The sequence below is a fragment of the Ruminiclostridium herbifermentans genome (assembly GCF_005473905.2).
GTDB lineage: Bacteria > Bacillota > Clostridia > Acetivibrionales > DSM-1351 > Ruminiclostridium > Ruminiclostridium herbifermentans.
This window is the reverse complement of the sequence record NZ_CP061336.1, coordinates 3,426,319-3,439,631: the sequence shown is the minus strand read 5'-3', so window position 1 is coordinate 3,439,631 and position 13,313 is coordinate 3,426,319. Positions and strand designations below refer to the sequence as shown.

The window sequence follows — 13,313 nt, the reverse complement described above, 5'->3', positions numbered from 1 at the left end:
GAATATTAAATAAAACTTTAATAAGTAAGACGTTATGCGTAATTTTTTTTGATGCTTTTTCTTGCAATATGTTAATAGATTGTTAAATTTTTAATTTTTATGCTAGCTGACATTGTTTTTTGTTTGATGTCAGCTTATTTATTTGTTATAATACTATTATAAAAATACTGTATACAAAATTATAGTATCTTAAATTTTTGAAGCCTTTACGAAAAAGCAAATAAATGATAGACTATTTCGTTGAAGAGTATTATTAGAATTAAGGAGGAAGTATAATGTCAAGACGTAAACAATCAATGGACGGTAATACAGCTGCTGCACACGTAGCGTATGCATATACTGAAGTTGCCGGCATTTACCCAATTACACCGTCAAGTCCAATGGCTGATTGCTGTGACATGTGGTCTGCTGCTGGCAGAAAAAACATTTTTGGCAATACAGTTAAAGTAGTTGAGATGCAGTCCGAAGCTGGTGCTGCAGGAACAGTACATGGTTCTCTTGCTGCAGGTGCTCTTACAACAACATTTACAGCATCACAGGGTCTGCTTTTAATGATTCCTAATATGTATAAAATAGCTGGTGAGCAATTGCCATGCGTATTTGATGTATCAGCACGTACAGTTGCTGCTCAGTCATTGAATATATTCGGTGACCACAGTGACGTTTATGCATGTCGTCAAACAGGTTTTGCTATGTTAGCTGAATCAAATCCGCAAGAAGTTATGGATTTGAGTGCTGTAGCGCATCTTGCTTCAATAGAAGGAAGAGTTCCATTCTTAAATTTCTTTGATGGTTTCCGTACATCACATGAAATGCAGAAAATAGAAGTTTGGGATTATGAAGATTTAAAAGAAATGTGCAACATGGATGCTGTTAAGGCTTTCCGTGATCATGCATTAAACCCAGAAAAACCAGCTATGCGTGGTTCACATGAAAACGGAGACGTTTTCTTCCAGCACCGCGAGGCTTGTAATAAAGTTTATGATGAATTGCCAGCTATAGTTGAAAAATACATGGCTAAGGTAAATGAAAAAATAGGTACAAATTATGATTTATTCAATTACTACGGAGCTCCAGATGCAGAACGCGTTATCGTTTGTATGGGTTCATTCTGTGATGTAGCTGAAGAGGTTGTTGATTACTTAACAGCTGCAGGTGAAAAGGTTGGACTTATCAAGGTTCGTTTATACCGTCCTTGGTCTTCAAAGAGCCTTCTCAAAGTTATTCCAAAAACAGTTAAGAAAATTGCTGTTCTTGACCGTACAAAAGAGCCAGGCGCATTAGGTGAGCCACTTTACCTTGATGTTGCTACAACACTTCGTGAAGCAGGAATGCATGATATAGTAGTTGTTAATGGACGTTATGGACTTGGTTCAAAGGATACTCCTCCTTCATCTGTATTTGCTGTTTATACAGAATTGAAAAAAGATGAACCTAAATCACGTTTCACTATTGGTATCGTAGATGATGTTACAAACTTGAGCTTACCAGAAATCAAGCCAGCTCCTATTACATCTGCTCCAGGTACTGTAGAATGTAAATTCTGGGGTCTTGGTGGAGACGGTACTGTTGGTGCTAACAAGAACTCAACAAAGATTATCGGTGACAACACTGACAAGTACATACAAGCATACTTCCAGTATGACTCTAAGAAGACTGGTGGTATTACAATATCACATCTTCGTTTTGGTGATAAGCCAATTAAGAGCCCATATTACATAAATCAGGCTGACTTTGTTGCATGTCACAGTCCATCATATGTTGTTAAAGGATATAAGATGGTTCAGGATGTTAAGCCAGGTGGAATATTCTTAATTAACTGCCAATGGTCTGATGAAGAATTAGCAGCTAATTTAAATGCTGCTGCAAAGAAATATATTGCAGATAACAATATTCAATTATACACAATCAATGCTATTGATAAAGCAGCTGAGATAGGAATGGGTAAACGTACTAATACTATTCTTCAATCTGCATTCTTCAAATTGGCAAATGTATTGCCAATCGAGCAGGCTGTTGAATTAATGAAAGCTGCTGCTAAGAAGTCATATGGCAAAAAAGGTGATGCAATTGTAGAAATGAACTACAAGGCAATTGATGCTGGTGTAGAAGCTATACACAAAGTTGAAGTTCCAGCTTCATGGTCAAATCCTGAGCCAGACGCTCCAGCACCAGAATTAAAGGGCCGTCCAGAAGTAGTTAAGATGGTTAAAGAACTTATGATTCCTATGGCATTAATGGATGGTGATAGCCTACCAGTATCAGCCTTCAAGGATATTGCAGACGGACAGTTTGAATTAGGCGCTGCTGCTTATGAAAAACGTGGTACTGCTGTAAATGTTCCAGAATGGGATCCAGAAAAATGTATTCAGTGTAACAGCTGTTCATTTGTATGTTCACATGCTACTATTCGTCCATTCTTACTAAGTGAGGATGAAGTAAAGGCTGCTCCTTCAAATATTAAGCTTGCTGATACTAAACCAAAGGCTAGCGAATACAAGTTTACAATGAGTGTTACTCCACTTGACTGTATGGGATGTGGAGAGTGTATTACAGTTTGTCCTAAGGATGCTATCAAAATGGTACCTCAGGAATCACAAGCACATGAGCAGCCAGTATTTGATTACTTAGTTGCTAATGTAAGTAAGAAACCAGGAGTGCCAGATGCTACAACAGTTAAGGGTTCACAGTTCTGTCAGCCACTTCTCGAATTCTCAGGAAGCTGTGCTGGTTGTGCTGAAACATCTTATGCTCGTTTAATTACTCAGCTCTTCGGTGAACACATGTATATTTCAAATGCTACAGGATGTTCTTCTATCTGGGGTGGTCCTGCTGCAACATGTCCATATACAGTAAATAAGGATTCAAATAAGGGTCCAGCATGGGCTAACTCATTATTTGAAGATAACGCAGAACACGGATATGGTATGTACTTAGGTCAGAAAGTACTCCGTGACCAAGCTATCGAAAAGCTTAACGAAATTGCTGCTTCTGATAAAGTAACAGCTGAGTTTAAAGCTGCTTATGATAAGTTTATGGAAACAAAAGAAAATACAAGAGAAAACGGTGCTGCTGCTGATGCATTAATCGTTGAACTTGAAAAAGCTGCTGCTGCTGGATGTGAGCTTTCAAAAGAAGTTCTTGACAAGAAACAGTACCTCTCCAAGAAGTCTGTATGGATACTCGGTGGTGATGGATGGGCATATGATATCGGATTCGGTGGACTTGACCATGTACTTGCATCAGGTGATAATGTAAACGTATTTGTATTCGATACAGAAATGTATTCAAATACAGGTGGTCAGGCTTCTAAGGCTTCCAACATCGGTGAGGTTTGTCAATTCGCTGCTGCTGGTAAGGAAATCGGAAAGAAAAACCTTGCTGAAATCGCTATGAGCTATGGCTATGTATATGTAGCACAGATTGCTCTTGGTGCTAACCCAGCTCAGGCTATTAAAGTTATTGCTGAAGCAGAAGCTTATCCAGGACCTTCACTTATCATTGGATATTCACCTTGTGAACTTCACGGAGTTAAGGGTGGCATGAACCACTGTCAGGATGAAATGAAGGCTGCTGTTAAGTCAGGATACTGGAACTTATTCTCCTTTAACCCAGCTCTTAAGGCAGAAGGAAAGAATCCATTTACATTGACTTCAAAACCAAGTGATGGATCATACCAAGATTTCTTGAATAACGAAACACGTTATACAAGCTTGGCTCGTCAGTTCCCAGAACGTGCAAAGGAACTCTTCGCAGCATCTGAAAAAGCTGCTATGGAGCGTTACGAACACTTGTTAAAGTTGGTAGAGCTTTATAAATAATCGGTTTGAAAAGCTATAGAACCAAGTTTGAGAGAACATGGCGTAATTAATTAGTAACCCAACTTTTCAACTAAGAAAATCTGTCGGTGTTTAAACTTATCAATGGTTTGTTGCCGAAATAGTTGCTTGGATTAGTAATGGTTCATGCAATATTTCTAAACCAACTTTCCATTGATAAGCTTCCGCATTTACAATTCTTAAGATGGAAAGCTACATATATTATAAAAATGGTCTGTGATTGTAGGATGCTTTTGGTTCTAATAATCATAGACATCGGACAATAATAAAGCCCCCATTCAACTATCTAGTAAGGTAGTTGCGTGGGGGTTTTGTTGTGTTTGGTTTAAGGTAGGTATATTTTTATATAATTTTGTACACAATAAACATAAAATATGTTTATTATGTACAAAATTATATAAAATCAATAATACCTTTTAAAATATAAACATATATATTGTTTATGATTGATATTAGTGCTATGATTGTATTTATAGGAGGATAAGTGAATGCTATTAAAATATAAGGTAAGAAATTTTTGCTCATTTAAGGATGAAGTAGTTTTTTCAATGAAGCCAGGAAAGGTAATGAGCCGTTTTGAGGATAATGTTGTTTGTATAAATCCAAAATTGAAGATATTAAAGACTGCAGTAATTGTTGGAGAAAATGCAGGTGGTAAAACCTGTTTTATGCAAAGTTTAGATTATTTAAAGTATTTATTTAAATTAGAAAGTAATCAAATAATGCTTAAGTCATTATCTCATAATTATAATGTTGAGGATTCTCAATTCTTTGAACTTACTGTGCTTGCTGATAATGATATGATATATACTTACCAGTTAGAAATTGATGCTAAATCTTTGGTTTTAGAGAGATTATATATTAGAAATTCTAAACAGGAAGAAAGCTCTAATAAGCAGATATTTTGTACGAAAAGAATAAAATGTGAGGATTGCAAAAATAGAGATGATATTAAAACTACAACACTAAAGATATCTTATGACATAGATATTGAAGATAAATATGTTAGCAAAGAACTAATGAGTGTAATTGAATCAAATTATGATAAAAGATTCGATGTGGCAGGATTAACGTTAAATTACCTGGCATTAGTGGGTGTAAATATTGTAAAACCAATGGTTAGTTGGATTAACAACACATTGATTCTTGATTTGCCAAAGGATTATTCATTAAATATTTATAAAAAGTTACAAAAAGATGAAGAAGATCTTGCAATAATAAAAACAGATGAATTTTTAGAAATATTTAGGTTAGTTGACTCTAGCATAACTGCGATTGAAGTTGATGAGGAAAAGCCTTTTGACAAAACAATTATAGTACGAAAAACAGCAGATAATAATGAATTCAGAATTGAACTAAACAAAGATTCATCAGGAACAAGGTCATTTTTTGCATGGTCTATTCAAATTTGGAAAGTAATAAATAAAAATGCTGTTCTTTTTGCAGACGAAATGGATAGTGTACTTAATGCAATTTTATCAGAAAAAATAATTACTTTAATACAGGGAACAAAACATAAGGGACAATTTATTTTTTCAACACATAATGTGTTGCATCTTAATACCAACAACTACATGAAGGAACAATTAAATTTTATAACTAAGAATAGCGAGTCTCTTTCATCTGAATTATATTCATTAGCAGACTTCAAGGATTATAGATATGAAAAAGCAGATGTTTATGATTTGTATTTAAAAGGAATACTCGGAGGTGTTCCTAATGAATAGAGAAGGTAAACTGAAACTAAAATTGTTTGTTGAGGGATATACGGAAGAGTACTATTTTAAGAAGCTTCGTAAGAACAACAATGTTGAAATAACTTACAAAGAAATAAATATGGAAGGTGGAGGATATACAAGTTTTTTAGAAGAAATTAAAAAATCATCAGATTTAGGATTTTTAGCTGTATTTGTAGTTATTGATCTTGATAAATATATATGCGAACCTAATCAAAAGAAGCCATTTGAAGAACTTGTTATGTATTGTAAAAGAAAAAATAAAAATGGTAGGATACCATATTTTTTAGTAGCATCAAATAGAGATTTTGAGTATTTTGCCTGCTCCCATTGTAAAAATTATAAAGATTCCGACACTACGGCATATATTACTAGAAACTTTAAATATAAAAGTCTTGAAGATTTTAAAGCCGATGAAAAAATATATGATTTTCTTAATAGCAATTCAAGATCGTATAAAAATGCAATTAATAAAATTAGGTCAAAAAAACCATACATATCTAATGAATATATTATAGATAATAAGAAGTTAGATAAACTTATTAAAATAAAGAAGACGAACATATGTGAGGATGCTTTATGCTATTTTCATTCCAATTTGTATGAACTATTTGACATTATAGGAGTGGAAAAAGTGTAAGTTTAATAATATTCTATTATTAATTGGACTTTAAATATAAAAAGAGTCTTTGCGTAACTATCTACTAAGGTGATTGTGCAGAGGCTCTTTTGATATGTAATAAAGGTTCTATGTCAATAGTGGGGAGAACTGTAAACTGAATTTTTGAAGGCCGATTGCTTTAAATAGTGATTGGTTCTTTGTACAATTATAGAGTATGTAGAATTCTGGTTCTATGTCAAATTATTGGGGTAAGTGTCTTAGAATATTTGATGTAGAATTCTTTTTTGTTTAAATCTATACTTTTCTATAGTACATGTTATTTATAAGCACAAGTCATTACAAAAGTCAAATACAGTTAAATCCTTAAACCCAAACTATGACCCGATAGCATTTGGGTTTTTCAGTTGATAATAGTTGATTAAAATCAATTATGTGTAAAGTCTTCGTCCATTTGTTATAGGTATTTAGGCTAGTTGTTAGTTTAATGAAGTTTTGGTTTAAATATGTTTTTGACTTATAAAGGTTTAATAGAATAGTAATTGACTTTGTGCAGATAAGGGGATTAACTGCAAATGTTAAACAAAGCCGAGAGGTGAAGCCATGTTAAATGGTATCATTTTTGCGGTAAAAAATGGATTGAAAAGTATTAAAATGGAGGTGTATGTAATGTTCAAAAGTAAGAGATTTAGAGTTTTTCTGCAAATGGTGACTTTTTTATTTGTTATTTCAATTTTTTCAATTGGTTTAAATGTTTCGGCAGCATCAGAACTAACACCTGATTTCAAACAGTTAAACTACGCACAGCTTCTTTCAGAAATGGGAACTGGCTGGAATTTGGGTAATTCCCTTGAAGCGTCCGTCAATGGTAATCCATCTGAGACAAGCTGGAATAATCCTACTATAACAAAAGATTTAATTACAAAGGTTAAAAATGCAGGCTTTAATACAATTCGTATTCCGGTTTCCTACCTAAACAAAATAGGCAGCGGACCTAATTACACTATTGAAGCAGCATGGCTTAACAGAGTCAAGGAAGTTGTTGACTACGCAATAAGTCAGGATATGTACGTTATCATAAATATGCATGGTGACGGCTACAAAACGGTGGTTGGTTCATGGCTAATAGTTGATGCAGTGGATCAAGAGACAATTAGAGAAAAATATGAAAAGGTTTGGCAGCAAATAGCTAATAAATTTATAAACTACGATGAGCATTTGATTTTTGAATCAATGAATGAAGAATTTGACGGGGATTGGGACGACCCTAAGCCAGCTGACTATGCAAATTTAAATGTCTATAACCAGATATTTGTAGATACAGTAAGAAAAACAGGAGGAAACAACAGTGCCAGATGGCTGCTGATACCAGGCTGGAATACCGATATTTATTATACAACTGGTGATTTCGGCTTTAAAATTCCAACTGATAATTACAGATCGGCTTCAATTCCAGCTTCGGAAAAAAGAATAGCGATATCTGTACATTATTATACGCCTTGGGATTTTTGCGGTGCTGAGTCGGACATAACCCAGTGGGGAGCTACAGCAACTGTACCTGACAGGACTGTCACATGGGGGCAGGAAGACTATATGGAGTCCCAGTTTAACACAATGTACAATAAATTTGTAAAGCAGGGCTATCCATTTATAGTAGGAGAATATGGCTCAATAGACAAAACAAGGTCTGACCCAGATAACAATACCTATCGTCAGATATTTGCAAAAGCATTATGCTCAAAGGTAAAGAAATACGGAGGTGTTCCTGTATACTGGGATAACGGCTATAACGGAAGCGCAGGTTTTGGAATATTTGACAGATATACAGGTGCTGTTACTCAGCAGGGAATTATTGATGCCATAATGGAAGCAAATGAAACAACACCTGATTATGACCCTAATGTGGAGCCTATTGTTGTAGAACCCACACCTATACCAGACGGCAGCTTTGTAGTTACTTACGACAGAAGTGAGAGCGGTACTGTAAATATAACTATTGAAAGTAAGCTTAGACTACATATTGACTCGTGGACACTTGAATTTAATTTCCCGGGAGATCAGAAAATAACCAGCATTTGGGGCGGAAAGTTTACTCAGAGCGGTTCCTATGTAGTTATAACAAATGCAGATTATAACGGCAGAATAACTGCAAATGGGGGAACCACCACATTAGGCTTTAATGTTTCCGGAAGTGGCGAAGACCTACATCATTTAAAGTTAATGGCTCTTTAACCGCTGGCAGCGTTACCGATCCTCAACAGGATGTTAAATACGGTGATGTAGACCAAGATGGAAGCATAACTGCACTGGATTTTGCCACTGTTAAAAAGCATTTGCTAGGAATAGAAATACTCACAGGAGATAAATTTACAGCCGCTGATGTAGACGGTGACAAGAGCATCACAGCATTGGATTTAAGCTTTATCAAGAAATATTTATTAGGTATGGCGACATATGAGGATTTTCCTGTTGTGGGGAAATAGAAAATTATATGTTACTCATATAAATAGCAATAAACCTATATGTAACCAAAATTCCTAAACCAAAAGCCGTAAACTGGAAATGTTTACGGCTTTTGAACTATATCATGCACTGTGGCATAATAATTTTCAGCTAGAGGGGATACTATATAAGTTTCATTAATATGATGGATATGATTGACTGGTTATGTATCAATTACACAGGTTGATTATTCACTGCTTTTATTTTTATTTGATCCCTTTGAAATAAGTGATAAAGAAACAATTAATTCAATGCTAATTATTATCCAGTTTAGCGCAGAGATATTTGAAAGTGGTGCTGATCCATAGCATCCATTATAATTCCAAATAAATTCATTCCAAATAGAAATTAATAATAAATGTGTAAAGGTACCAAATAAAAACTGAATGCCTAATTTAAAAATATTAATACACCTCCGTTGATTATAATTTCATGTACAATGTTAAAATAATACTATAAGAGTTAATATTTGTCAAAAGTATATGATATGAAGATTTACGCTATAATGCTTTTTATGAAATTTGTGCTTGAGTTTTCCATATATGAATTCACATTTCGCAGTTAGCACTCACCAATCCCAGCAGAGCAGTATATGTATCAAATGAAATACGCATAGAAATTATTTGATAAAAATTATTTGATAGAAATTATTTGATAAATTTGCTTGCGATAGAACAGAATTTTCACCGTCAAAATGGCAGGAAGCCATTTTGAGCGTCAAACCGAGCCACGGAAGGCGAGTTTACGCGGTGGTGAAAAATCTGTAATGAGCGAATATAAATTTCAAATGATTTCGTTAAGTATTCTCAGGGGATACATATACTGCTGCTGCGACAGGTAAAGGGTTTACTGCGAAATACACCCAATTTATTTCACACATAATTTTATAGTGAATTTATTCAAAAAATAAAAACCTGCACTACAACTAATATATATCAAAAACTGTAGCACAGGTCTTATTTAATTAGTCAGTTTGGTTTTAGATTTTAAAACACCTACAAACTTTCATATGAGAAAGTTGTGTTCATCATTTGTCTGCATGGTTGAGCCTTTACTCCGCCATCTTCTTCAATCTCTCATACTTCTCAGTTGCCTGATTTTCAAGAGTGCTAAATAGAACTTCAGCCTCCTCAGGGAACTGCTTTGCAAGAGAAGAGAATCTTACCTGATCCATTATAAAGTCTCTGAAGCTTAATTTTGGAGGCTTTGAATCCAAAATAAATGGATTTTTGCCTTGAGCCTTTAGTTCAGGATTGTATCTGAACAGATGCCAGTAACCTGATTCTACTGCATACTGCTCATTTGCAACACTTCTTCCCATACCTTGCTTGAGACCATGATTAATACAAGGTGCATATGCAATGATAATTGAAGGGCCTTTATATGCCTCGGCTTCAGTAATGGCTTTGAGAGTTTGGGCTCTGTCTGCACCAAGACTTATCTGAGCAACATATACATTTCCATAAGTCATCATTTGAGCAGCAAGGTCTTTCTTGCCTGCTTTTTTACCGGAAGCAGCAAATTTTGCTATAGCAGAAGTAGGAGTTGATTTTGAGGATTGTCCTCCTGTATTAGAATAAATTTCAGTATCAAATACCAATACATTAACATCTTCTCCTAAGGCAAGAACATGGTCAAGTCCGCCAAAACCAATGTCATAAGCCCAACCGTCACCACCAAGAATCCATTGTGAACGCTTAATGAGATAATCCTGCTTTTCAAAAATTTCTGCAATAAGCTTCTTCTGCTGATCGTCAGAAGGTGAATAGCTATTTAGAACATTTAAGAGATTTGCACTGGCAGTTTTTGAGCCCTCACCTTCTTCTTTGTTTTCAAGCCATTGTGATAATGCTGTTTTTAGTTTTTCATCAACATTAAGTGATATCAACTCGTTGGCTATATCAGCTATTCTTTCACGAAGCTGCTTAACTCCTAGATACATACCAAATCCGTATTCAGCATTATCTTCGAAGAGGGAATTAGCCCAGGAAGGTCCTTTTCCTTCGTGATTAACTGTATATGCAGTAGTTGGAGCTGATGCTCCCCATATTGAGGAACAACCTGTTGCATTGGCAATCATCATACGATCCCCGAATAGCTGGGTTGCCAATTTAATATAAGCAGTTTCGCCACAACCAGCACATGCTCCTGAGAATTCAATTAATGGTTCCTTGAACTGAGTATCTTTAACAGTTTTAGTTCCAAATCTGTCACCCTTATAGGAAATGCTTGTTGATGCAAACTTATAATTAGGAATTTCTTTTTCAGTCTGTGTATCAAGCTTTTTCATAACCAAAGCTTTTTCCTTTGCAGGACAAACATCTGCACAGTTTCCGCAACCTGTACAATCCATAGTACTTACCTGAATCCTAAACTGCAAATCTTCTAATCCTTTTCCAACTGCCTGCTTGGTAACAAAGGTAGCTGGTGCATTTGCTAATTCCTCTTTAGTTGCAAGTACAGGTCTGATAACAGCATGAGGACAGACCAAAGAACAAATGTTACATTGGATACAGTTGTCAGAAATCCATTCGGGAACATTAACAGCTATACCACGTTTTTCATAAGCAGAGGTTCCATTTGGGAAAGTTCCATCTTCATAACCGTTAAATGCACTTACAGGCAAATCATCACCGTTCATTGCATTCATTGGTCTTAAGATATTTTTAATAAAGTCTGGTTCGTCAATGTCAGGTATAGGTTCTTCTACTGCAGTTTTCCAACTCTCGGGAACATTGATTTTAACAACAGCTTCAATTCCTTTATCAATTGCCTGATAGTTTGTGTTAACAATGTTTTCGCCTTTTTTGCCATAAGCTTTAACAACAGCTTCCTTCAGATACTTAACAGCTTCATCAATTGGAATAATGTTTGTAAGTTTAAAGAAGGCAGCCTGCATTATCATATTAATTCTATTTCCAAGACCTATAGTTTCGGCAATTTTAGTTGCATTAACAGTATAGAAACTAATATTATTTTGAGCAATTTCTCTTTTAAGTTTTGCAGGGAAATGCTGCTCAATTTCGTTTTCAGCCCATAAACAGTTCAAAACAAAGGTTCCGCCTGATTTTAGTCCTTTAAGCAAATCATATTGATAAACATATGATTGATTGTGACATGCTATATAATCAGCTTCATCAATTAGATATGCTGATTTAATAGGTTCATCTCCGAATCTTAAGTGGGAGACTGTAACACCTCCTGATTTTTTAGAATCATATGAGAAATAGCCCTGAGCATATTTATTTGTGTGGTCACCTATTATTTTGATAGCCTGCTTATTTGCTCCAACAGTACCATCTGAACCAAGTCCCCAGAATTTACATCTGATTGTGGACTTGCTGCCTGCAGTAATTTTTTGAGTTACTGGTAATGATGTATGAGTAACATCATCATTAATTCCGATTGTAAAGCCATTTTTAGGATTTTGCAACTTAAGATTGTCAAAAACGGCTTTGATTTCAGAAGGAGTAGTATCCTTTGAACCAAGACCATAGCGTCCGCCCACAACTAGAGGTGCATTTTCCATTTCGTATAATGCTGCTTTTACATCAAGATATAAAGGTTCACCTAAACTGCCTGGTTCCTTTGTTCTATCTAAAACAGCTATCTTTTTTACGGTTTTTGGTATTGTGTTAAGTAAATGCTTTACTGAGAAAGGTCTGTAAAGATGAACTTTCACAAGACCATATTTTTCTCCTGCTGCATTTAAATAATCTATAGTTTCTTCAATAACAGGTGTTATAGAACCCATAGCGATAATAATATGTTCTGCATCAGGAGAACCATAGTAATCAAACAAATCATACTGTCTTCCTGTCAGCTTGCTCATTTGTTGCATATAATCTTGAACTATGCCGACAATGCCGTCATAATACTTATTTGATGATTCACGAGTTTGAAAATAAATATCAGGGTTTTGAGCAGTTCCTCTTGTAACAGGATGATTAGGAGAAAGTGCGTTGTTTCGGAAGTCATTTAAAGCTTCTTTGTCAAGTAAGCTTGCCAAATCACTATATTCTAAGGCTTCTACTTTTTGGATCTCATGGGATGTTCTAAAGCCATCAAAAAAATGCAAAAATGGCAATCTTCCTTTAATTGCTGCCAAGTGTGCTACTGGTGCTAAATCCATTATTTCTTGAACTGAGCCTGTTGCAAGCATTGCAAATCCCGTTTGTCTTGTAGCCATGACATCCTGATGATCTCCAAATATACTTAAAGAGGAAGCAGCAATTGCTCTTGCACTTACATGGAAAACACCTGGCAGTAGTTCGCCCGCTATTTTATACATATTTGGAATCATTAGCAGAAGACCTTGAGATGCAGTGAAGGTCGTTGTCAATGCTCCTGCTTGCAGAGAACCGTGTACAGCACCAGCTGCACCTGCCTCTGATTCCATTTCGACAACACTAACCTTTTGTCCGAAAATATTCTTTTTACCTTTTGCTGCCCATTCATCAACATATTCAGCCATTGTCGAGGATGGGGTAATAGGATAAATTGCAGCCACATCTGTAAATGCATAAGCTACATATGCAGCGGCGTTATTACCATCCACCGTCATTTTAATTTTTGACATATACTAACCACCTTTTCAATAATAATAAAACGCAACTT

At 35.3% G+C, this 13,313-nt stretch carries 6 protein-coding genes and 1 pseudogene; 6 read left to right on the top strand and 1 reads right to left on the bottom strand.

The window, feature by feature from the left end; genetic code table 11:
* Window positions 1–275: 275 nt before the first annotated feature.
* The 6 genes and pseudogenes from nifJ (EHE19_RS13820) (at window position 276) to EHE19_RS13795 (ending at window position 9,004) form a co-directional block, all read left to right on the top strand.
* Window positions 276–3,821: a pyruvate:ferredoxin (flavodoxin) oxidoreductase gene (gene nifJ, locus EHE19_RS13820; protein WP_137696705.1), complete on the top strand. Its 3,546-nt coding sequence runs from the start codon at window positions 276–278 to the stop codon at window positions 3,819–3,821.
* Window positions 3,822–4,327: 506 nt separating this feature from the next.
* Window positions 4,328–5,566 (top strand): AAA family ATPase, encoded by a 1,239-nt coding sequence (locus tag EHE19_RS13815; protein ID WP_137696704.1) that lies wholly within the window; start codon window positions 4,328–4,330, stop codon window positions 5,564–5,566.
* The gene (locus tag EHE19_RS13810) at window positions 5,559–6,215 is read left to right on the top strand and encodes an RloB domain-containing protein (RefSeq protein ID WP_137696703.1); all 657 of its coding nucleotides are present in this window, start codon (window positions 5,559–5,561) and stop codon (window positions 6,213–6,215) included. Before EHE19_RS13815 ends, EHE19_RS13810 begins: the two co-directional genes overlap by 8 nt.
* A 648-nt stretch (window positions 6,216–6,863) precedes the next feature.
* The gene (locus EHE19_RS13805; protein ID WP_137696702.1) at window positions 6,864–8,426 is read left to right on the top strand and encodes a cellulase family glycosylhydrolase; all 1,563 of its coding nucleotides are present in this window, start codon (window positions 6,864–6,866) and stop codon (window positions 8,424–8,426) included.
* 50 nt (window positions 8,427–8,476) lie between these two features.
* Window positions 8,477–8,677: pseudogene (locus EHE19_RS13800) on the top strand (dockerin type I domain-containing protein); the annotation flags it as partial.
* Window positions 8,678–8,851: 174 nt separating this feature from the next.
* Window positions 8,852–9,004, top strand: coding sequence for a hypothetical protein (locus EHE19_RS13795; protein WP_171003514.1), 153 nt, complete (start codon window positions 8,852–8,854; stop codon window positions 9,002–9,004).
* Window positions 9,005–9,747: 743 nt separating this feature from the next.
* Here the strand turns inward: EHE19_RS13795 and nifJ (EHE19_RS13790) are convergent.
* Window positions 9,748–13,275, bottom strand: a complete 3,528-nt coding sequence (nifJ, locus tag EHE19_RS13790) for a pyruvate:ferredoxin (flavodoxin) oxidoreductase (protein ID WP_137696700.1) — start codon at window positions 13,273–13,275, stop codon at window positions 9,748–9,750.
* Window positions 13,276–13,313: the final 38 nt, after the last annotated feature.